30 protein-coding genes are annotated in these 17889 nt (G+C 55.5%); 11 read left to right on the top strand and 19 right to left on the bottom strand.

Annotation, left to right across the window (positions count from 1 at the left end):
• Positions 1 to 34: 34 nt before the first annotated feature.
• Positions 35 to 1012, bottom strand: a complete 978-nt coding sequence (locus KGB27_RS05075) for a phosphoadenosine phosphosulfate reductase family protein (RefSeq protein ID WP_223553379.1) — start codon at positions 1010 to 1012, stop codon at positions 35 to 37.
• Positions 1013 to 1112: 100 nt separating this feature from the next.
• On the opposite strand from KGB27_RS05075, the gene KGB27_RS05080 reads away from it, so the two are divergent.
• Positions 1113 to 1484, top strand: coding sequence for a hypothetical protein (locus KGB27_RS05080; protein WP_192416137.1), 372 nt, complete (start codon positions 1113 to 1115; stop codon positions 1482 to 1484).
• 8 nt (positions 1485 to 1492) lie between these two features.
• Here the strand turns inward: KGB27_RS05080 and KGB27_RS05085 are convergent, their stop codons facing one another.
• Positions 1493 to 1894, bottom strand: a complete 402-nt coding sequence (locus KGB27_RS05085; RefSeq protein ID WP_192416139.1) for a hypothetical protein — start codon at positions 1892 to 1894, stop codon at positions 1493 to 1495.
• A 109-nt stretch (positions 1895 to 2003) separates the two neighbouring features.
• Here KGB27_RS05085 and KGB27_RS05090 point away from each other — a divergent pair, with 109 nt between their 5' ends.
• Entirely contained in the window at positions 2004 to 2699 is a 696-nt protein-coding gene (locus KGB27_RS05090; protein ID WP_223553381.1) for a hypothetical protein, read from the top strand.
• 65 nt (positions 2700 to 2764) lie between these two features.
• Here the strand turns inward: KGB27_RS05090 and KGB27_RS05095 are convergent, their stop codons facing one another.
• From KGB27_RS05095 to KGB27_RS05165, 15 genes are all read right to left on the bottom strand, one after another.
• Complete coding sequence (locus KGB27_RS05095; protein WP_223553384.1) at positions 2765 to 3133, bottom strand: hypothetical protein; 369 nt, start codon at positions 3131 to 3133, stop codon at positions 2765 to 2767.
• An 81-nt stretch (positions 3134 to 3214) separates the two neighbouring features.
• Positions 3215 to 3691 carry a hypothetical protein gene (locus KGB27_RS05100; protein ID WP_223553386.1) on the bottom strand — a complete coding sequence of 159 codons (477 nt, stop codon included), beginning with the start codon at positions 3689 to 3691 and terminating at the stop codon, positions 3215 to 3217.
• Positions 3684 to 4193, bottom strand: coding sequence for an HNH endonuclease signature motif containing protein (locus KGB27_RS05105; protein ID WP_223553388.1), 510 nt, complete (start codon positions 4191 to 4193; stop codon positions 3684 to 3686). Before KGB27_RS05105 ends, KGB27_RS05100 begins: the two co-directional genes overlap by 8 nt.
• Complete coding sequence (locus tag KGB27_RS05110; RefSeq protein ID WP_223553390.1) at positions 4190 to 4432, bottom strand: hypothetical protein; 243 nt, start codon at positions 4430 to 4432, stop codon at positions 4190 to 4192. The genes KGB27_RS05105 and KGB27_RS05110 overlap by 4 nt, the downstream gene beginning before the upstream one ends.
• A 20-nt stretch (positions 4433 to 4452) precedes the next feature.
• Entirely contained in the window at positions 4453 to 5115 is a 663-nt protein-coding gene (locus tag KGB27_RS05115) for a lambda exonuclease family protein (protein WP_192416155.1), read from the bottom strand.
• Positions 5115 to 6104 carry a RecT family recombinase gene (locus KGB27_RS05120; RefSeq protein ID WP_192416156.1) on the bottom strand — a complete coding sequence of 330 codons (990 nt, stop codon included), beginning with the start codon at positions 6102 to 6104 and terminating at the stop codon, positions 5115 to 5117. The genes KGB27_RS05115 and KGB27_RS05120 overlap by 1 nt, the downstream gene beginning before the upstream one ends.
• 53 nt (positions 6105 to 6157) lie before the next feature.
• The gene (locus KGB27_RS05125) at positions 6158 to 7312 is read right to left on the bottom strand and encodes a hypothetical protein (protein WP_223553392.1); all 1155 of its coding nucleotides are present in this window, start codon (positions 7310 to 7312) and stop codon (positions 6158 to 6160) included.
• Positions 7313 to 7469: 157 nt separating this feature from the next.
• Positions 7470 to 7670, bottom strand: a complete 201-nt coding sequence (locus tag KGB27_RS31525; RefSeq protein WP_223553394.1) for a DUF551 domain-containing protein — start codon at positions 7668 to 7670, stop codon at positions 7470 to 7472.
• Entirely contained in the window at positions 7667 to 7861 is a 195-nt protein-coding gene (locus KGB27_RS05135) for a hypothetical protein (RefSeq protein ID WP_223553396.1), read from the bottom strand. Before KGB27_RS05135 ends, KGB27_RS31525 begins: the two co-directional genes overlap by 4 nt.
• Complete coding sequence (locus KGB27_RS05140) at positions 7858 to 8091, bottom strand: hypothetical protein (RefSeq protein WP_223553398.1); 234 nt, start codon at positions 8089 to 8091, stop codon at positions 7858 to 7860. Before KGB27_RS05140 ends, KGB27_RS05135 begins: the two co-directional genes overlap by 4 nt.
• On the bottom strand, positions 8088 to 8336 hold the full coding sequence (locus KGB27_RS05145) for a hypothetical protein (protein ID WP_223553400.1): 249 nt from the start codon (positions 8334 to 8336) through the stop codon (positions 8088 to 8090). The genes KGB27_RS05140 and KGB27_RS05145 overlap by 4 nt, the downstream gene beginning before the upstream one ends.
• Positions 8337 to 8361: 25 nt before the next feature.
• Positions 8362 to 8787 carry a hypothetical protein gene (locus KGB27_RS05150; RefSeq protein WP_223553402.1) on the bottom strand — a complete coding sequence of 142 codons (426 nt, stop codon included), beginning with the start codon at positions 8785 to 8787 and terminating at the stop codon, positions 8362 to 8364.
• A 21-nt stretch (positions 8788 to 8808) separates the two neighbouring features.
• Entirely contained in the window at positions 8809 to 9060 is a 252-nt protein-coding gene (locus tag KGB27_RS05155; RefSeq protein WP_223553405.1) for a hypothetical protein, read from the bottom strand.
• A 598-nt stretch (positions 9061 to 9658) separates the two neighbouring features.
• Positions 9659 to 9931: a hypothetical protein gene (locus KGB27_RS05160; protein WP_223553407.1), complete on the bottom strand. Its 273-nt coding sequence runs from the start codon at positions 9929 to 9931 to the stop codon at positions 9659 to 9661.
• 68 nt (positions 9932 to 9999) lie between these two features.
• The gene (locus KGB27_RS05165; RefSeq protein ID WP_223553410.1) at positions 10000 to 10233 is read right to left on the bottom strand and encodes a hypothetical protein; all 234 of its coding nucleotides are present in this window, start codon (positions 10231 to 10233) and stop codon (positions 10000 to 10002) included.
• A 452-nt stretch (positions 10234 to 10685) separates the two neighbouring features.
• Here KGB27_RS05165 and KGB27_RS05170 point away from each other — a divergent pair, with 452 nt between their 5' ends.
• Positions 10686 to 10997, top strand: a complete 312-nt coding sequence (locus KGB27_RS05170; RefSeq protein ID WP_223538755.1) for a DUF1654 domain-containing protein — start codon at positions 10686 to 10688, stop codon at positions 10995 to 10997.
• Between the two features lie 137 nt (positions 10998 to 11134).
• Here the strand turns inward: KGB27_RS05170 and KGB27_RS05175 are convergent, their stop codons facing one another.
• Together KGB27_RS05175 and KGB27_RS05180 are read right to left on the bottom strand one after the other, a co-directional pair.
• Complete coding sequence (locus KGB27_RS05175; protein WP_223553413.1) at positions 11135 to 12547, bottom strand: hypothetical protein; 1413 nt, start codon at positions 12545 to 12547, stop codon at positions 11135 to 11137.
• Between the two features lie 65 nt (positions 12548 to 12612).
• Complete coding sequence (locus KGB27_RS05180) at positions 12613 to 13485, bottom strand: helix-turn-helix transcriptional regulator (RefSeq protein WP_223538757.1); 873 nt, start codon at positions 13483 to 13485, stop codon at positions 12613 to 12615.
• Positions 13486 to 13593: 108 nt separating this feature from the next.
• On the opposite strand from KGB27_RS05180, the gene KGB27_RS05185 reads away from it, so the two are divergent.
• The 8 genes from KGB27_RS05185 to KGB27_RS05220 all read left to right on the top strand — a co-directional run bounded on the left by KGB27_RS05185 (position 13594) and on the right by KGB27_RS05220 (position 17831).
• On the top strand, positions 13594 to 13800 hold the full coding sequence (locus KGB27_RS05185) for a Cro/CI family transcriptional regulator (protein ID WP_192416167.1): 207 nt from the start codon (positions 13594 to 13596) through the stop codon (positions 13798 to 13800).
• 35 nt (positions 13801 to 13835) lie between these two features.
• Entirely contained in the window at positions 13836 to 14039 is a 204-nt protein-coding gene (locus KGB27_RS05190; protein ID WP_223538759.1) for a hypothetical protein, read from the top strand.
• Positions 14040 to 14060: 21 nt separating this feature from the next.
• Positions 14061 to 14252, top strand: coding sequence for a hypothetical protein (locus tag KGB27_RS05195; RefSeq protein ID WP_223538760.1), 192 nt, complete (start codon positions 14061 to 14063; stop codon positions 14250 to 14252).
• A gap of 166 nt (positions 14253 to 14418) precedes the next feature.
• Positions 14419 to 14850: a phage regulatory CII family protein gene (locus KGB27_RS05200; RefSeq protein ID WP_223538761.1), complete on the top strand. Its 432-nt coding sequence runs from the start codon at positions 14419 to 14421 to the stop codon at positions 14848 to 14850.
• A complete protein-coding gene (locus KGB27_RS05205) occupies positions 14850 to 15146 on the top strand; it encodes a hypothetical protein (RefSeq protein WP_223553416.1) in 297 nt (98 codons plus the stop codon). The genes KGB27_RS05200 and KGB27_RS05205 overlap by 1 nt, the downstream gene beginning before the upstream one ends.
• A 144-nt stretch (positions 15147 to 15290) precedes the next feature.
• Positions 15291 to 16103 carry a Rha family transcriptional regulator gene (locus KGB27_RS05210; RefSeq protein WP_223553418.1) on the top strand — a complete coding sequence of 271 codons (813 nt, stop codon included), beginning with the start codon at positions 15291 to 15293 and terminating at the stop codon, positions 16101 to 16103.
• Positions 16103 to 17047 (top strand): DnaT-like ssDNA-binding domain-containing protein, encoded by a 945-nt coding sequence (locus KGB27_RS05215; protein WP_223553420.1) that lies wholly within the window; start codon positions 16103 to 16105, stop codon positions 17045 to 17047. The genes KGB27_RS05210 and KGB27_RS05215 overlap by 1 nt, the downstream gene beginning before the upstream one ends.
• On the top strand, positions 17037 to 17831 hold the full coding sequence (locus KGB27_RS05220; RefSeq protein WP_223553422.1) for an ATP-binding protein: 795 nt from the start codon (positions 17037 to 17039) through the stop codon (positions 17829 to 17831). Before KGB27_RS05215 ends, KGB27_RS05220 begins: the two co-directional genes overlap by 11 nt.
• Positions 17832 to 17889: the final 58 nt, after the last annotated feature.

The following is a 17889-nucleotide window of genomic DNA, read 5'->3' on the forward strand; positions in this document are numbered from 1 at the left end:
CCGGGCGGTGGCGTGGGGAGAGGGCGAGGAAGGTTTATTCGCAGAGTCCGTAGATCGAACTGCAAAGCTCAACTTCTGGATCTACGCGAATCAGGTCATATTGCCGGCCGCCGCGTGAGGTTTTGGCCCACTCGACCCTAGCCTGGACGCCATGCGATAGCGTTCCGGCTTCAGCTGCAGACTTGGCACCGAGGTCCGAGGCGGGGAAAAACGTAGCCACCTTGGTTTTACTGACCTTCGAAATCAGCTGCTCCCATTCTGCGAGTCGCTCAAGTTCTTCCGGGAAGCGCTTGCTGATCTCCAGCAGCTCATCCTTCCCGGCGTTAATGCATGGCATGCATCCGACCCTCCGCATCCCGAGCTCGTAAAGAGGGTTTGATTTGAGCCCATGCTTGCGGTGCATCTCGAAACATTGCTCTGCATTCCACGGAAGGATCGGCCGATAATTCCAAAGCTCGGAGCCGTTATCCCGAGTCATCACGTGTTCCGAAGCCGGAAGAAGGGCGCGTTTCGCCCCTTCATCAGCCCGGACCCCCTGCCAGGACTGAACATCATCACCTGCGTCGAGAAGCGGCAGGTGGACCTGCTTTGTCAGTTGGTCCCGCTTAAGCTCTTTTGAGCAGAATGCCACTTTGGTTGAGGGGAACCGCCCGTGAACCATGCACATATCGAGGAAAGGGTTGCCTGTGGTGTAGAGCAGTTCGAGTGCCTGTTCAGCTATTTCGACAGTCCACTCGTAGCGCCCCTGATTTTTGTGTGTGCCTGCTATGACGTTACGCATCATCTGTCGGCGCCCTTCAATCTGTTTCGTGAAGTCGGCGCGAATCCAACGGATAGGAACGCCTGTCGCCTGCTCGACGTACCGGATGTAGTCATAGGTCGACGGATGTTCATTACCGGTATCCGCAAACACTGCATGCAGGTGTTCGACCTCTCGCTCGACAGCCAGCAGAAGCATTGCGGTGCTGTCTTTCCCGCCGCTGTAGCTGATGACGTTGTGCTCGATGGTCATATTGAATTCCAGATGCGCGCCTGCCTCGCCGGCTGGCGTGATTCGTTGAAGTGGGGTATTTGTGTTCGGCCCGGCATGGAGTCGGTATAAGGAGCGAACAGTGAGCGGCAACATTGTTGAGTGCCCATACGAAACTGGGATTCTCAAGCACAGACGAATGTATTTTTTGTTCGTTATAACTGCACTGATGATCCCAATAGCAACCTGCCTGATGGTTGTCGCCATGGAAAAACCAAGCATGTGGATAGCAAGATCGGGGGCCTTGATGGCCTGCGCCGCATTTCTTGCACACCTCCAAGTGGGCGGAATGCGCGGATCACTATCGGTATCATTGTCAGGCCCAACCTATTACGCCACCCGAACTAAATACTTCAGGCAGATCGGCATATGCGATCAAGTTGCTATAGCGACTGTTATTCTGGGGTCGGTTGTATGGGGTTTTGGTGACTTGTTGCCGGTAGGTGCGGCTTAAAAGATGGATCAGGCTCGCCGCACCTTGAAGCAGAGCATTGCCTTGATGCTGTGGCAGTAATCCTGAAGCTGCTCATAGGCCTTGTATTTGGCCTGACCTCGAGTGGCCGCCCAAACCCTGACCAAGTCTTCTCGGGCCTCTCGGCTCCAGCTGAGATCATCCCAGTCATGCTTGAACGGCAGGACCAGCCATTCTTTGAGTGGCAGCGTTTCGGCCATTTCGCCGTACTGCATTTCGTGTGTCGGGTGGTAATTGCTGATCCGCTTCTTCGGGTCTTCGTCCAGCACCACGCCGATGTAGTGACCGCGATCAGCCAGGATGACGCCGGGCTTCCCGTAGGCGATGACGCGGCGGCCAATCTCGGCGGGCACCTGATAGTGCTGCCGGACGTATGCGCAGTTGTGGCTCATGGATTTCTCCAGTCAGGCGCCGCCCTCCGTGACCGGATGCGACAGTGGCAATTTGGGTTGTGGTGGGGTATTACTTGTCACCGGCATGGAGTCGGCTCGAGGAGCAAACATGTACCAAACCGATATACTAGAAACTTTGAATTACTATATTCAATCTCGAAATGTTGCGCTTAGAGTCGCGAAAGGGTACTCGGCGCCTATCACTGCTGAGGCTGTCATTGAACTTCGCTTTTATTATTCAAGCTGTCTTTCAAGTATTGTTTCGTTGACAGAGTATCTTTCAGAAAAAACATACCCGTACTATTTGGAGTTTCTTGAATCTATTAGGACGGATTTTATTTTTGAAGGATTCTCTGATGGTGAGCAAAATTATTCATTCTTGAGGGGGCTTAGGAATATGGTCGTGCATAGAGGCTATGACCTGACAAGAGAGTCTCATTTGGACGGAGACAAGCCTTATTTTATTTTGCCAGAATATGCTGCCTCGATCAGCGGGAAGACCTTTTATAAGTGTTATGAAAGGTACTTGCCTACAATGCTTGGTGAAACAATAGAAAAAATCGACTCGATTTTAAGTGCTCACATTGATAACTATGTCTCTCAAATTCCTGAGCGTACTGCAGAAGAAATCGAGTCTGAGATAAAGCTAATGATGTTCGCCGACACTTTTACTGTGCCCGCTGAGGCCAAGGCTTACATGCTCGATTTTTTGGGAAAAAACAACATCACAGGTTTTGTAAATGATGCCAAGCAACGCCTAAAATTGCAGTTGTCGACATCGTTAAGCTTGGTAAAAACCGTATAAGAATTTGAGCAGATTTCTTAATTGGCTTTCCTTAAGATACTGAGTAGTAGGAGCTGATTGATTCTCTAACATTCAGGTTCGACTATTTCGTCATCTGGCTCACCAGGAGAGGCGCCCAGCGCGAGCAGACTTTTGTTTCTGAATTCGCGTGACACCTTCTCACTGATAATGAAAGGTGTCGTGACACATTGAAGCATCTTGGCCTGGGTCTCGAAGTCGGCGGCGATCAGGTTGATCAGCAGCCGCTGGTGAATGTCCTGCTGGTTGTTGATACCGTGGGCCTTCATCACCTTCTGCAAGTCAGGCTTGAACACCCCGGCCACTTCGATCTGAAACTTTCCGATGCCCAGCGCGGCATTCTTCTCGGCTTCCTTCTCGCGCTTGCGGCGCTGCTTCTTGGCTTCCGCTGTCGGCTCCTGCTGTTCCTCGGCCATGGCCTTCCTCTTCAATTCCGTGGGCCGGTATATCCAGCCATGTCTGTCGTCGGCGCTGGCGCACCTGGTTGCTGATTCGCCTCATGCCGCGACCTTCACCTGATGCCAGGCGCCGGCGGAGTAGAACAGCTTTGCGGCCTGGGCCTCATCAAGCGACACATCCGCGGGAACGGCGATCCACCCTGACGCAACCATGTGGTTTGGGTTGCAGCTGCCGCGCAGCTCCAGGTAGTAATGCTCGATGGCATCGGTGAGGCGTTCGACCTTGTAGATGCCCTCTGGCGATATTTCCACTGACTTGACGTACTCAACGCCGCGCTCGTCTCGACACATGGCGCTGAGGTAGATCGTCCAGCGGTAGGAGAAGTCGAACAGAGCGTTGGCAATCGCGAGGCTCCGGATCTGCCGGCAGCTCTTCCAGTTCGCCATGATCTGCGCGCCACTTGGGTCGATGTTCACGACGGCTACGTGGTTGGTTCGGAGCAGCGCCCGGCAGCTTCGTTCGGCCCGGGCGAAGCCGTTGTTCGGTTTTCGACGCTTGACGGATGCTTTAGGCATTGCGTGTTCTCCCGCTGTTGCTGTGATACCCGTGTTTCGCTTCAGCGGACTTTCTGGCAGCAGTCGCATCCTCAATATTCTTGAAAAAGCCCAGGTTCATTATTTTGCCGCTGACAGTAATTCTCGCAACCCATCCATCGGCTCGGTTGTGCCTGCGGACCCCCATCACACCAGAAGCGCTATCGCGGCGCACTGCTCGATTACGATCATTTTCCGTATTGGTCACTGCGCGGAGATTGCACCATCGGTTGTCGCCGCGGCTCCCGTTTATGTGATCTATCTGATTCTCTGGAAATTTCCCGGTAACCATGAGCCATGCCAGACGATGAGCAAGGTACTGCCGGACACGAACTCGAATCATGCGATAGCCGTCATCCCGAACATAACCCGCAACATCTCCTACTTTCACTCGCCCGCAAGTCTGGATCTTTCGCGTGAATATCCCCGTCTCCGGGTCGTAATGGAGAGCGTCGTTCGCCTGATCTTGTGTGAGTTCGCTCATAACGCCTCCGTGATCCGCCGCAGCGCGATGCGTTCTGCCCGGGTGGGCGAAGGCCGGCGGCGCTTGAGGATGGTGTCGGGGTCGATCTTCGCCGAGCGCTCCGCAGGTAGCGGATTAATCTGAGCGGGCTCGGATCTGGAGAATCGCCCGCCCGCGGCCAAGTGCTGTTCGACCTGGCTGGAAAGCTCCAGCGCTTTATCGCGTCGGAACTCGATGTCGTATTTCAGGTTACTGATCATGATGGCCACCTCATTCGATATCAGGCACTTAACCGATGAGCTTGCGCACGAGCTCTGTCGGCGACCTCATCAACCATGCGATTCAGTTCCAGGTTGAACTGGACCAGCTCTTTGTGCAGGTTGGCGATGTAGTCTTCGTCGCGGTAAATCGTCTCGATGTAGAGCTGACACTCTTCATCTTGACGAGAATCGAACGACAGAAAATCCCACCACTTCCGCCCCGTGACGAACATGCAGCCCTGTACCTGCGGCATGTGTTCCTCGGGCATGCCTTCGAGCCAAGTCCTGACGTGTATCGCCTCATTGAAGGGGCACTTCGACTCGGTGCCCCCGTCATCGTTGATCAGGCCGTCTGGCGAACAGCCGAGCCAGTCGTACCTTGGGTGAACGATGAATTCCGACGGCATCACAATGTTGCCGGTCAGCATCTCGTAGGCGTCCTGAGCCTTCTGCTCTTCGGTGTGGCCCCACTTCATGGAAGCGCTGCTGACGTTGTGCTTGGACTTCTTTGCCAGTCGTTCGAAGCACAGTTCGCGCATGTAGGAGGTGCGTGCACCCATGGGCTCGCGCTTCCCATTTTTGTCAGGCTTCCCCCAGGCCATCACGTCTTTAAACCGACTGGCTGTCACCCGACCAGATCGGTCTGCATGCCACTTTTCAGTGCCCTGAAGTTCAGCTCTCATTACGCCGCTTCCTCGGCCTGAGACAGGTCGTCGTTGGTGCCAGTTATGTCGGTGAAGTCGCCATCAACAGTTGCCGCCATGGCCTTGAGCGCTTCGTGACATTCAAGGCCGATTGCTGCGCGCTGCTTCGGCTTGAGAGCTGCCCAAGCTGCCGCATAGGCTTCGATGTCTTGCTGTTTCGCGACGGCCAAAAGATCGGCGAATACACCGTCGATTTCCGGCGACGGGGATTTCGGGCCGAAGGAAACGCTGGAGGCAGCAGCAGTGTTCGCCGCTTGCTTCACAGGGGTGATATCGATTTCGCCGCCGTACGAGTCTTCGAACTCATCGGGCGTGTAGACGCCGAGGATGACGTCAGGGCAGAAGAGTCTGGCCCACTTTTTTGTCACCAAATAGGCAATCTGCTGCTTGGGATCTTCCGCCCAAAGCGTAGAGTTTCGCGTGCGGACCTGGGTAAGTAGAAGTTCCAGAACACGCGGCTCGTCCTCGCCTTTGAAGGTCGCCCAGACCTTGATCCCGAGACCTTTCTCGTCGTCAAAGCTCCAGTCCGGAACGCGGTACTTCTTGAACTCGCCAGTGTCCTCGTCCTGCTTGGTCCTGCTGGTAACTTCGCGCATCTTGCCGATGACGTTTTCCCAGGCACCGAACCACTCGAAGTTTAAGCGCCCCTTGACTGGCGCCTTGGCGGTGATCACCGCATTGACGAGCTGCGCCTCGTAGCTCAGGGCACCGCCGTTGACGATGAACGTCTTCTGCGCAACGGCAAATGGGTTCATCTGCCACTGCATTGCTTGTAGTACCACCGCCATGCAGTCAGCTTGATTGCCCTTCAGATGCTTGGGGACTGTTGTCACGCCCTTCGACATCATCAGCGCGAGGTCGCTCATCGACTTCATGGTGCCTGGGTCGAGGATGAGCGCTGCCGCGTTGTGCGATGGATCGTGGTAAGTGGCGAGGCCCGTTGGTGCTTGAGTGTCTGAGTCGGTCATGGCGCTCTCCGTGGCCGACAAGGAGTGTGTCGGCCTTCAGATGGAAAGGGGAGTTAGAAGCGGATGGCGCGAAGCCAGGCGCGAGCAGTGTCGAGGTCCACGTCGAAGCCCAGGGCGACAACCTCGACGATGTCTTCAACCGACGGCGCAGTCGTAGTCACGTCGTCGGGTTCAGCGACGACCGCCTGTGTGCTGAGAGGTGCGACTTCAGCCTTACCTTCGACCACAGTCGCAGCAGTAGTGATCGGGACCGGTGCGGCAGCTTGGGCGCGAAGACGGGCCAGTTCTTCCTGGTCACGCTGATACTGTGCGTCGCGTTCACGCTGCTGGCGCTGTTGCTCTTCCTGCTGTTCACGCTGTTGGCGTTGCTGTGTTTCCATGTCGCGGCGCTGCTGGTCCAGATCGTCCTGCTGCTTCTTCAAGCGCAGGCGGTCTTCCTCGGCCCGTTGCTTGCGCAATTCCTCGGCTTCGGCGTCGGCAATGCGTTGCTTCTCGCGAAGTTCGTCGAGTTCTTTCTGCTGAGCCAGCAGCTTGGCGGCAGCCTCTTCACGTTCAACGGCAGACTTGTGCAGCGTTTCCAGCTGTTCAATAGCGTTGTCGCGAGCGATGGTGCCTTCAGCTTCGAACTCGGCATATTCTTCGGGCAGGATCACAGACTCCTTGACGCTTTGCAGAACGCTTGCGACATCAGCAGCGCTGCGGCTTGCGTATGCAGCAGCGACAGAACTGAAGCGGGTGATCTTTGCCCGGATGACTTCTACGCGTTCGGCCTCGACACGTTCGCGCTCGGCTTTGGCATCAGCCACACGTTTTTCTTCAGCCTTGATTGCTTCGTCAACAGGCGCTTCGATCGCCAAGACTCGATCTTTCAGCGTCTCGCCGAACTCTTTCACCTGGTTGACGCGAGCCTGGGCGTCTTTAACCGCCTGCTGATAGGGAGCGAGCGCCGTCTTGGTGGTGTTCGCCAATGCGTAGCGCACGTCGCGGATATCGACGCGAACTTCCTTCGCATTCGCCAAGCCTTCGCTGGTCGAGCAGTCAACGACCAACTTTGCGTAGGTGGTTTCCAGGCGAACGATCTGTTCCTCGTGCGGCCTGTATTCGGCGATGTCGGTGACAGCGACCGAAGGAGCAACAGCGTTTTGTGCGTCTTTGGCTTCGCCCATTTCGAGCGAGTCTTGCGCGAGTGCTTGCTTATTTGCAGGCATGACAGTTCCTTGCTGCGAGGTGCGCAGCTTTGAAAAGGTGTGGGTTATTGAGTGATGCGGTCGGCGAGGGCGCTGAGTAGCATCAGAAATAGGAGGGCGGAGATGGCGATTGCACTGCCGCGCAAAAGGGCGACACGTTTGGCGCGCTGGTATCTGGTCATTTCGGCATATCCGGAATAGGAAACCAGTGGGTAATCCGTGTGTGGCAAGTATCGCCGTCGATGTATTCCCACGGCTTTTGATCACGGTTCCTTCGAATCGCCATAAATGGAGGATAGCTTGTCTTTCCGACCCGACAGACTAGGACTTTCTTGTTCGGCACGGGCAGGCTCTCCTCGATACTAATCCAGCAACTCACGGCCGAACCCTCACCGCAATTCGACCGCCCTTCATGGTGGCCGCCAAGCGCTTCGGCAGGCTCGACACTGCACGCTCACGCGGCTGGCCGATAACTTCATTAAACGGAAGGCCGAAGCCCAGCATGATCAGCTTCGATTCAATCTCGTCGAGCTGTTCGTCGATCAGTGATTTGACTGGTGGAGTGGTCATGCTGCGGCTCCTTGCTTGTTCGACTCGTTATAGGTGGCGTAGACCTGGTCGATGCGGGCCCGGTAGTGACGGTGTTCGTCGTCGTTGATGACTCGCAACATGTAGGCGAGGGTGATGCACGACGTCGCCGCCGAGCTGGCGTTTGGCTTGCCGAGGTCGCGGATCATGTTGTTGATCTCGCCTTCGATCCAGGTAACTGCCGTATCGTGGTCGCGTTGTTGAATGCTCACGCTGAGCCTCCTTTTGGAGGACAAACCATTTCCATTTGCGCCATTGCCAGGCCGATGCGGCGCTTCAGGCTTTTGCGCTCTTCAATTGCGCGAGCGGCACGATCAGCCAGTGCCTGAGTGCGCATCTGCTCGGCAGCTTCGTAGTCGTGGAATTCTTCAGGCTGAGATTTCTTCTCCCGTCCCCAAGCGTCATAGCGCCTGTCCCACTCTCGGGCCTGCGCGCCGTCTGCATAGCTGGTTGCCATGGTCGCCTCCAGAGCGGCGGGGGATTCAGTCGGTGTAAGCGATGTACTTGAAGTTGCCGCCGCCGAAGCGCTCAAAGCGACCGCCGAAAGTGCCGCGCACCTTCGCCAGAATCTCGTCTTTGGTTGTGCCTTCGGGGTAAACGCCTTCGCAGATCTGCGAGGAGTTGGTGTGTGAACTGATTCGGTAATCGATCTTGCTTGGGTCGAGCGGGCGAGGTTCCCAGCTGCGATAGTTGCCGGTGGCTTTATCGACGTTGACGATGAAGTCGTTGATGACCTCGTCGTCAGCCTCATCCCATTCGCACTTGTCACAGAAGTGGCGCGGGGCAGTGCAGGCAGAGCAGGGCGGGCTGATGTGGCAGCTACAACCATCGGCCTTGCGCATCTTGATCAAGCCTTGGCAGCCTTTGCGACGGCAGGCATCACCTTCGCAGTGTCCGAAATCGCTCATGGCGACCTCCAGTGTTTGGGGTTAGGCGACTTTGGCTTCGCCAGTGAAGGTGTCGATTACTGCCTGAGCCTGGTCCTGCACATCGATGAACAAAATGTTCGCCGGGGGAAAGATGTCGACACGGCCGTCCGGATACTCGACGACCGCCACGGTGTAGTTTCCAAAGCCGGTATCAGCTTCAATCGTGTCTACACCCCAGTGATGGAACAGCGCTTTACCAGCGCTCTTGAAGCCGGAGCGGGAATTGCCGATTCGAGTCATTACCGGGCGCATCGCGAATACCTCTGTGGTTGATCCAACAAAACTCGGCTGCACTCATCCGTTCCGCTGGTTGCCGTTGGGCGCGGAGGGGAGTGCATGCGGGTGTTGTCGGGAAGGGTGGATGCAGATGGCCGGGCGCGAATCCGGCGAGAGCGGACCCTTTCGGGACGACCGCTCGGAGGGGCAACCAGCATTATCTGGCGCCGTATTAACCTGCGTTTCTCCAGGGCTGCCGAAGCGTTCAACCCAGCTTTCAACGCCGCATCTGCTTGCCGGTCACGTCTCCGGCGCCGAGTTCCACGGTCGTGTTCAGTTCGCCAGCGCTCGATAACAACCGATTCTGGGATTTGATGCAGGTGGGCGGTTATAGGCCGCAGTTTCGTCCGCATCGGAGAGTGATCGAAACACCAGGGCGCTACCCCTGCTTGATTCCCGCCGCGTTTATAGTATTGGCCGTCTCGCTCATACCGGCTCAGGAGGTTCCCGGGGCTTTGCGATCCTAGCGCTGCAGCCCGCTTGGGCACGCTTCGATCACTCTCCGATGCGGCCTGGTGCTGGGGAGTACCAGGTGCTCGGGCAGTTATCGTCAGGCTGACGTGGCGCTGGTTGTTCAGTCGTCCTCACCTTGAGCGAACATCTTTTCGATGTCGCCGGCGGTGGGCTTCTTCCAGTTCTTGATCTGGCCGGTTTCCAGATCGATGTTGAGGATCAGGTAGTCGCCGTAGTGATCACCTGGGAAGAAGTCCGGCACGTAGCCTTCGTAGCTGCCTACTTCTTCGCCCTGTGCATCCTTCAGGCCGGCAGCGAAGCCGTCGCGCACCTTTATGTGCAGGTGCAACTCAGTCACGTCGACCTGCACCGTTTTCTGCTGGTTGATTTGCATGCTGCTGTCTCCGGTTGATTTCCCGTCTGGCCCTGTCGCCAAGGCCAGCCAGTGAAATCCGTGTTGCGTCACGCAACAGCCTTGCAGTGGCCGAGATCAACAAAGCCACTCTTGCCTTCGATGAAGATCACGGCGGTGTGACCGCCGAAGACCGAGGCTTCATCTCTCGTCGCCGCGCGGTACGTTTCGCCGCGACCGACGATTTCTTCGAAGCTGACCACGGTGCCGACCGGGTGTTTGGCGTTCCAGTTGTCGACCTGACGTTGCAGTTGTGCGGCGGTTGGGCGTTTAGGTGCTGGCATTTCTGTCTCTCCGGTTGTTTTCCCAATGCACCCGTCACCAGGTGCATCAGTGAAACTTTCCGCCATGACCCGCTGCTGGCGTCGATCATTGGCCTATCTCAAATTGTTCTTCCAGCCGCGGGCCTTTCGGCTTGTTCTCCCGCTGGATAACTGTTCTTGGCGTTTTACGCTGCACGCCCGGGTCAGTTGCCAACCCTCTGAACCGTTGAGGCCGGTTCATCGCTGCCTTTGAATCTGGGCCGGTGGTGATCCGGCAAGGTGAGGCGGTGGAACTAAAGATCGGCGGATCTCTCGACCCTTCGCTGCGGGTCCCTGGTTGGGTACTCGGTGGCGATGGATGTAAATTAACCGCCGGTTTATGTATCGTCAATACCGGCGGTTAATTTATTTTCCAAAGTTGTGGCGTATGCTCTGGCCGAAGCTGTATGCATATCCAGTATCTAGGGGGCGAGATGGCAAAGGCGAAAAATCAAGAAAATCAGGCAGAGCGCCTGGAGATGAGCGGTATTGAAAGGCTGGGGCTTCGTGTCTCATCGATGATCAATCACCCCGTGGCGCAGATTCAGCGCTGGGTGACGATCCATCGCCTGGACACTGACGGAGATCGGGAGTGGGAGGAGGTGGTTGGGCTGTTAACCGAGACGGATGGCATAGACATGACGTTTAACGACGATGAGTCGGTGACGCTGAAGTGGGAAGCCAGTGCCGACGATGATCGGACCGTGGAGGTTGCTGAGACAATTGAGGAAGCGGCACCTTTTTGACCACCCACAAAAAAGCCCGCTTGAAGGCGGGCTAATTTTCGATTTGATGTACAAAGTTAGTCACGTTTCATGATCAATGGCCTCTCCGTAGGTACTACACTGAGTGTGGGGTAAATAATTCCTATCGGCAAGTGGTTTTACTTTTCTCCGTCAGCCGACGCTTGATGCGGTTGAGCCTGAGGCTCTGGGGCGGCGAGATAGGGAGCAAGTGAAATTACCTCTCCGACCGGACCAGTGGCCGCAGCCTCAGGTTCGCAATCAGTTTCAGGAACAGTTTCTGTGGACTCATCATGCTGAATTAAAGGACTCGTTTTAGAGTTGCCGAGGTTTTCAGTAACCGTGAACTTAATCCCGTATACCGTTTCGAAAGCGGACTTAAACCAGTCGGTCTCTCGGAACCATCTGAATAACGGCCATTCTCGGTAATGCGACTCTCTAATTTCCCCATCTTTCCCAATTTTTTTCATAAGAATGCTAGCTTCTTCGTACTTTTCCATAAGTACCATGTTGGCTAGTTTGAATCTTTGGGATAATGCTGAAAAATCTTCGCTCGAAAGCAGGCTTTCACAGTCTTTTTGTTTTTCCTGCCCTTTAAGGGCGATCGCTAAGTTTATGAGAATCAGGAGCCTTGATTCTGTATCTACCTTCGCAAAATTTCTTTCTTTGCTGAGTTCAAGTATGCGTTCTGCGAGTTCATATTGTTTCGATATCAGCAGGTCGTAAGTAGTATCAATGAATGACGACTCCGCCGCCATCAAGTCCTCTGGAAGTATCTTGCGCCAAATAACTTGGTTTAATTTCAGGCCGATCTCAATTACGCACTCGCAAGCTTGTCTGTAGTATTTCGGCGAGATTTCAAGCCTGTCGCCTACTCTTAGCTCTTTGGGTGTCGCTATTTGGTATTTTTCGCATGTATCAAGATAATGTGCACTTACTCTTGCGTCTGCATGGACTACAAGATTTCTCCTTTCAGTTAATTCTATGAAGCCCTTCCACGCTGGGAGTTTCGTCAGGATTACTCCCAGCCTTTTCTCAAGAATATCAAACTGGGTTATGTGACTTTCGCGCAGTATCATTTCAATTTCTTTCTCTACGAAATGCTGCTGCGCTGACTCAAAGCTACCGAACGCTAAAAGCTCTGAAAATGTTATGGATCTTCCACTACTGTGAAGTAGTTCTGGTTTGATCAAAAGTATTCCTTTAAGAAGCCTTGCGAGATACGCATCGAATAAGCTAACAATCGAAACGAAGGCCATCATCGGAAGAGCGTTCGCAAATATCGAAAAGTCGCTATGGGCATTCTTAAGTTTGTTGTGAATTGTATAGTGGCCTTCCGGAACGATATATTTTTTTATGCTTTTGTTTTCGTTATATTCGATAGATGGGGAGTGCGTTTCAATAAACTCAATCAGCTTTTCATCACATTCATCGGCCATTTTCCCTGCGGTGGCAGCGAAAAGTGGAAGGGCCCGTTTTCGACTGCTCATCTGGTTCAAAAACCAACGAGCATCCGCATTGAAATTGTGTGTAGCGCTTGCGTCCCTATTCATATGCGTCCTATGTGATGTATTGCTATCGATTTGTATGTTGGTTGATTTATCTGTCGTCAGAGGGGCTAAACTAATTGAGCATTCCACACCAGTAGCACCCGCGCCTGAATGAAGGTTTCATTTGCCCTGATCGTTTGCGGCGTGTGCCTTTCGTTATCAGAAATCATTTTTATCTGGTCGTCGCCAATCCACTGAAGGCGCTTGATGTACAGGTGCCCCTCCCAAGAGAACATGTAGATCCCATCGCCGGTGAATTCGCGGACGCTGACATCGACCAGAAGCGGGTCGCGGTGCTTGATCGTGGGCGCCATTGATTGGCCCCAACCTGTCACCATCTTCAGGTGGAAGTGCTCTTTGAACTCCACGCCCATCTCGCGCAAATGTTGGGGGCTGACGCGCACGTCCTGAAACATCTCGGGGTAGTCGTGCGGGATCTGGCCACCGCCCATTGCCGCGCGGACGTCGTAATGCGCAATCCACACTTCATCGCCCACGGCGCCGGGGCGGTAGTAATCGAGCTCGATTACACCGCCGCCATCGTCGGCTTCAGCCGCTGCAAGCAACCTCTTCCTTGCAGCCTCAGGTAGCGATTTCCCCTGCTTCTCTAGCATTTGACGAACGATGTCTGAAGCTGTCGCGCCTGGCGATGAAGCGTTCGTGCGCTCAGCACCGCTTGTGAGTCCGCTGATCTCCTTCGCCAGTCTCTTGCTGAACTTCTCAACGGGTACATCCAGCAGGCGAGACAGCACCGCGGCAAACTTTACGTTCAGCGGGTTCGTGCCGTTCAGGTACATAGCGACAGCGGCAGCAGAAATATCAGCTGCTTCTGCAAGGCTCGCTTGAGTGAGGCCAAGGGCGTTTTTTTTCGATACGAAAAGCGCCTTCGCGGCGTCGCACTCAGCTTTCAGCTCTGGGGACAGTTCTTTCTTTTTGCTCATCCGTGAAATTTAACCGTTGGTTAATTTATTTGCGGCAACCGGCGGTATTGCTAGAAACCTAACCGGCGGTTAATATCGTTCTCGAAAACACCATTCGAGAATTCCAGAATGAAGCAGATCCCACTTACAGAGCTGGTTGCTACGAAAGGGCAGGCCTTTGCGGCCAAGGCTCTGGGGGTCAGCCCTGCGGCAATCAGCAAAGCCATCGCGGCCGAACGAAATATTTCAGTCACCTGCAACTCGGACGGGACTTTTGAAGCGCATGAGCTGAAGTCCTTCCCGGCGCAGGCAGCCCTAAAAAAATCCGCCGCCTAACCCAGCACCGTCACCCCGAAAGCGGAAGTGAACCTATGGCCTACGACGACAAAGCGCATCGGCACGAACACCAAGTGAAGGTGCGGCTCGATGACGAAGTCTTCCAAGAGCTCAAGGACGTTGCTCGCGACATGAAGCTGCAACACAGCGTGCTCAGCCGGGAAATCATCGAAGCGGCGCTTGAGGTCAGGCGAACACTGGGTGAGCTGCCGTTTGAGCTTGAAAGGCGACAAGCCTGATAAGGCGCCAGAGGGGGATTTATGCCTGACGCAGTAGTGGATCTCAGGAAGAACTCAACAGAAGAACTGGCGCGATGGGCGCTGGAGATGGGGATCACCCCTGACGCATTGGCTTCCGAGCTTGTGCGTGTGGCGATGCCGGGGCTCAAGAGGGCGATCTGCAATACAGCGAAGCCTGACAGCAACGTGGTCGCCTTCCCGCCAAAACGATGAGTCACGGCCCTTATTAGGGACCGCAGATGCGGAAGGGACGGTTGGCTGGTCCCTGGTTCGGGACCGGAAGAAGAAAGGGTCATGGGTTCATCCCTGATCAGTTGATGAACAGATGATCGCGGAACTACTGGCACTACGCCACGCGAGACGAATAGGGGATTTCGCAATGGAAGAATTCGAGAGAACGCTGCACCGGGAAGTGAAAGCTGACGGTGGCACCGCACTGGCCAAGCGAATGGGCGTGAACGAAACCACGCTGCTGGACTGCGCGAACCCCAATCGTGCCCACCACAAAATGAACATCCAGATGCTGGGGATGGTGCTGACTCACTTGCCGCTGGAAGGGCGCCTGAGTGTGTTGAGCGCACTCACCAATCAGTTCGAGTGTGACGTCGTGCTGCGCAAGCGCCCCGAGCCGAAGCCGCTTATGGCCGCGCTGTGCCACCTGACCGCCGAGTGCGGGGACGTGGGGCGGCTGATCTTCGACGCTGCATCCGACAACCACATCAGCCAGCACGAAAAAGCCCAGGGCGACAAAGCCATTCAGGAAGCCATCGACGCGCTACACGTTTTGCGCGAATCGCTGAAGGCCGCCTGATGAAAGCCGAACTGACACTTCAACTAAATGCTCAGCCCGGTCTTTCCGAGCTTGAGGGGCTAGTTGCCACCCTTGAAAAGATTCTCTCCGATGCTCCGCACCTTCGCTTGAAGGTCCTCGATCTGCTTTTCACCTTCAGCGACGGCAGCCTCAAACCCGGCTTTGTCGAGTTGGTGGCGATTCCCGCATTCGGGACAGATGGTCATTCGGTCATTGAGCTTCAGGTCACCGACCGACTGAGGGAATTTGTGGGCGCACTCGCCGCAGGTGATGTTGAAGTTTTGAGTATCGATTAATGACATGTCCGGCCTCCGAGGCCTTTTCGTGTGGAAGCAAAAAGCTACCACGGATGCGCCGGACACCCATACCGCCTGAATCGCAGGCACAAAAAAGCCAGGTTCGTGGCCTGGCTGATTCGATAACACCTTGTGAGGCCGATTATGCAGAGCCAACCCAATTCAAGCAATACCCCGAACCATGTCGCGACACGTTTTGTTAATTCCGAAAACGTGTCGCGGACCACGATGTCTTCCCGCGAGATTGCCAATGTCACTGGTAAGCGTCACCCAGATGTGAAGCGTGACATTCAGTCCATGGCAATAGAGCTTGGAGTAGATGTGAGCGCTTTTGCTCATATCTATCGGGACAGCATGAACCGCGAGCAGACAGAGTATTTGCTTGATCGCGAGCACACTGACTGCCTGCTCACTGGCTACAGCGCACCGATGCGGATGAAGGTGATTCGCCGCTGGCGTGAACTGGAACAGCAGCAGGGCGCCCGCGAGCAAGTCCTGCTCAGCGGAACCAAAGTCGTCGGTGAGCTGGCGATCCTCGAGTGCTTCACGCGCCTGCTGAAGCCGGCGCCGTCCAGTCAGATGTTGATGCTGGCCAAGATCGCCGCGAACAACGGACTCGATGCCAAGTTCCTTCCTGGCTACGCCATAGACGCCGCACCAGACACCACTGGCGGCAGCTCCATGCCGACCAAGGCTGTCACCGCCCTGATCAAAGACTTCGACCTGCGCACGTCGGCGCCGGCCTTCAACAAACTGCTGGAGGCTCACGGATTCCTCAAGGAGATGCAGCGCCGCAACTCCAAGCAGGAATACGTCGGCTTCTGGTCTGTCACTGACAAGGGCCTGAAGTTCGGCAAGAACCTCACCAGCCCGCAATCACCCCGCGAGACGCAGCCTCACTGGTACGTCGATCGCTTCTTCGAGCTGGCCGACCTGATCGGCAAGGGAGCCAAGTAATGGCCCGTGCACGCAACATCAAACCTGGCTTGTTCAGCAACGAGTTGCTGGTCGAGCTTCCAGCATTTGACCGACTGGCCTTCATTGGCCTGTGGTGCTTGGCAGATCGGGAAGGGCGCCTTGAGGATCGCGTGAAGCGAATCAAGATCGAACTGTTTCCTTGCGATGACTATGACGTGGATGCCGGACTGGCGCGTCTTGCCGCTGCCGGGTTCATTTTTCGTTACCAGGTGTCAGGGCACTCGGTTATCGAAATCGTCAATTTCCAGAAGCACCAGAGCCCACACGGGTCTGAAAAAGACAGCACTCTCCCCGACATTAACGGTTATCTCACTGTTTACGAACGGAAAAAGAACGTTGTCGTCGCAGGCTCTCAACGGAAGGTTCTTGTATCAGAACCAGAGTTTAACGTTAAAGAACCGTTAGAGCCTGTGAACCCACCGTTAGATAACGCCCTGATTCCTGATTGTGGATTCCTGATTGCTGATTCCGGATTCACTGATTCTCCGAATCAGGAAGATCAACACCACTCTCTCAACGCGGGCGAAGAGTCTCCGGATCAAGCGGAGCCCGAGCAGCCGGTCGCAGAGCCAGAACCAGCCCCGGGCCCTGTCGACCCAAAGGCGCCTGTCGAGATGACCCTGGAGTGGATGCCTGACGAAAACCTCCTGAAGACCTACTGCGTCCACTTCGGCGTCTCGACCGACCTGTTCACCAGGGAGGCCGTCGCCCCGTTCACTGCTCACCATGAAACGACTGGCATCCTGCAGGTCCAATCCAAATGGGTTTCCCTGCTGGTCAAGTGGGTGAAGGACGACAAGCACCGAGCGAGCAACGTCCGCCAGTTCCCGCAACGCCAACCGCAATCTCGTCACACCGGCTTCGCTGAGCGCGATTACACCGCCGGCCTGACCCAGCGCGAGGACGGCAGCTATGCGATCTGAAAAAGTAATCGCCATGCCGAGTGGCGTGCCAGCTCCGCAAACGACGACTGGAATCTGCGAAGACCACGGCCAGTTCCCGCAAACCGTGAACGTGATCTTCGGAAAAGTCTTCAAGACCGGCTGCCCGGATTGCATGCGGATCGAGAAGGAAGAAGAGGCTGAGCGGGCCAAGGTTCATGAGCGCTACGAACTGTCCGTCAAGCTCGGTTCGGCCCTGATCCCGAAACGCTTCGCCAGCAAGACGCTCAACGGCTACAACGCCGAGTCGCCCGAGCAGAAAGAAGCGCTGCGGATCTGCCGCAAGTACGTGGACAAGTTTCCGGAGATATCTGAATCAGGCCGCTGCCTGTTGATGCTGGGTAAGCCCGGAACCGGCAAGACCCACTTGGGCGTTGCAATCGCCAATGAGCTGATGCGCAAGACCGCGGCTACCGCCGTTTACCGCACGGTCGGCTCAATCCTGCACGACATTCGGTCCACGTACGGCGGCGGTACTGAGCGCACCGAGGGGCTGATCCTATCTGGGTTGATCGCGCCTTCTCTACTCGTCTTGGATGAGATCGGCGCGAGCAAGGAAACCCCTAGTGACTTCGAGCTGACCACGCTGTTCGCAATCATCAACGGCCGGTACGAGCAGATGCGCCCCACGGTGATCATCTCAAACCTGGACGGTAAATCTTTGCCATCGGCCATGGGCGAGCGTTGCGTAGATCGTTTGCGAGAAGGCGGGGTGATCGTCATTCCGTTCGAGTGGGAATCTCAGCGCGGCAAGGAGGGTTTTTAGATGATCCCTAAATCAGCAATGACACTGGTCTGCACCTTCGCCGGATTCGGCATTGGCG

Origin of the sequence: Pseudomonas sp. BF-R-01 (assembly GCF_019946615.1) — a bacterium.
Taxonomy (GTDB): domain Bacteria; phylum Pseudomonadota; class Gammaproteobacteria; order Pseudomonadales; family Pseudomonadaceae; genus Aquipseudomonas; species Aquipseudomonas migulae.

Bases quoted from the DNA above. Each gene is read 5' to 3' on its own strand.
- KGB27_RS05075 (WP_223553379.1), bottom strand. From the start codon at position 1,012: ATGACCATCGAGCACAACGTCATCAGCTACAGCGGCGGGAAAGACAGC.
- KGB27_RS05085 (WP_192416139.1), bottom strand. From the start codon at position 1,894: ATGAGCCACAACTGCGCATACGTCCGGCAGCACTATCAGGTGCCCGCC.
- KGB27_RS05090 (WP_223553381.1), top strand. From the start codon at position 2,004: ATGTACCAAACCGATATACTAGAAACTTTGAATTACTATATTCAATCT.
- KGB27_RS05095 (WP_223553384.1), bottom strand. From the start codon at position 3,133: ATGGCCGAGGAACAGCAGGAGCCGACAGCGGAAGCCAAGAAGCAGCGC.
- KGB27_RS05100 (WP_223553386.1), bottom strand. From the start codon at position 3,691: ATGCCTAAAGCATCCGTCAAGCGTCGAAAACCGAACAACGGCTTCGCC.
- KGB27_RS05105 (WP_223553388.1), bottom strand. From the start codon at position 4,193: ATGAGCGAACTCACACAAGATCAGGCGAACGACGCTCTCCATTACGAC.
- KGB27_RS05110 (WP_223553390.1), bottom strand. From the start codon at position 4,432: ATGATCAGTAACCTGAAATACGACATCGAGTTCCGACGCGATAAAGCG.
- KGB27_RS05115 (WP_192416155.1), bottom strand. From the start codon at position 5,115: ATGAGAGCTGAACTTCAGGGCACTGAAAAGTGGCATGCAGACCGATCT.
- KGB27_RS05120 (WP_192416156.1), bottom strand. From the start codon at position 6,104: ATGACCGACTCAGACACTCAAGCACCAACGGGCCTCGCCACTTACCAC.
- KGB27_RS05125 (WP_223553392.1), bottom strand. From the start codon at position 7,312: ATGCCTGCAAATAAGCAAGCACTCGCGCAAGACTCGCTCGAAATGGGC.
- KGB27_RS05135 (WP_223553396.1), bottom strand. From the start codon at position 7,861: ATGACCACTCCACCAGTCAAATCACTGATCGACGAACAGCTCGACGAG.
- KGB27_RS05145 (WP_223553400.1), bottom strand. From the start codon at position 8,336: ATGGCAACCAGCTATGCAGACGGCGCGCAGGCCCGAGAGTGGGACAGG.
- KGB27_RS05150 (WP_223553402.1), bottom strand. From the start codon at position 8,787: ATGAGCGATTTCGGACACTGCGAAGGTGATGCCTGCCGTCGCAAAGGC.
- KGB27_RS05155 (WP_223553405.1), bottom strand. From the start codon at position 9,060: ATGCGCCCGGTAATGACTCGAATCGGCAATTCCCGCTCCGGCTTCAAG.
- KGB27_RS05160 (WP_223553407.1), bottom strand. From the start codon at position 9,931: ATGCAAATCAACCAGCAGAAAACGGTGCAGGTCGACGTGACTGAGTTG.
- KGB27_RS05165 (WP_223553410.1), bottom strand. From the start codon at position 10,233: ATGCCAGCACCTAAACGCCCAACCGCCGCACAACTGCAACGTCAGGTC.
- KGB27_RS05170 (WP_223538755.1), top strand. From the start codon at position 10,686: ATGGCAAAGGCGAAAAATCAAGAAAATCAGGCAGAGCGCCTGGAGATG.
- KGB27_RS05175 (WP_223553413.1), bottom strand. From the start codon at position 12,547: ATGAATAGGGACGCAAGCGCTACACACAATTTCAATGCGGATGCTCGT.
- KGB27_RS05180 (WP_223538757.1), bottom strand. From the start codon at position 13,485: ATGAGCAAAAAGAAAGAACTGTCCCCAGAGCTGAAAGCTGAGTGCGAC.
- KGB27_RS05185 (WP_192416167.1), top strand. From the start codon at position 13,594: ATGAAGCAGATCCCACTTACAGAGCTGGTTGCTACGAAAGGGCAGGCC.
- KGB27_RS05190 (WP_223538759.1), top strand. From the start codon at position 13,836: ATGGCCTACGACGACAAAGCGCATCGGCACGAACACCAAGTGAAGGTG.
- KGB27_RS05195 (WP_223538760.1), top strand. From the start codon at position 14,061: ATGCCTGACGCAGTAGTGGATCTCAGGAAGAACTCAACAGAAGAACTG.
- KGB27_RS05200 (WP_223538761.1), top strand. From the start codon at position 14,419: ATGGAAGAATTCGAGAGAACGCTGCACCGGGAAGTGAAAGCTGACGGT.
- KGB27_RS05205 (WP_223553416.1), top strand. From the start codon at position 14,850: ATGAAAGCCGAACTGACACTTCAACTAAATGCTCAGCCCGGTCTTTCC.
- KGB27_RS05210 (WP_223553418.1), top strand. From the start codon at position 15,291: ATGCAGAGCCAACCCAATTCAAGCAATACCCCGAACCATGTCGCGACA.
- KGB27_RS05215 (WP_223553420.1), top strand. From the start codon at position 16,103: ATGGCCCGTGCACGCAACATCAAACCTGGCTTGTTCAGCAACGAGTTG.
- KGB27_RS05220 (WP_223553422.1), top strand. From the start codon at position 17,037: ATGCGATCTGAAAAAGTAATCGCCATGCCGAGTGGCGTGCCAGCTCCG.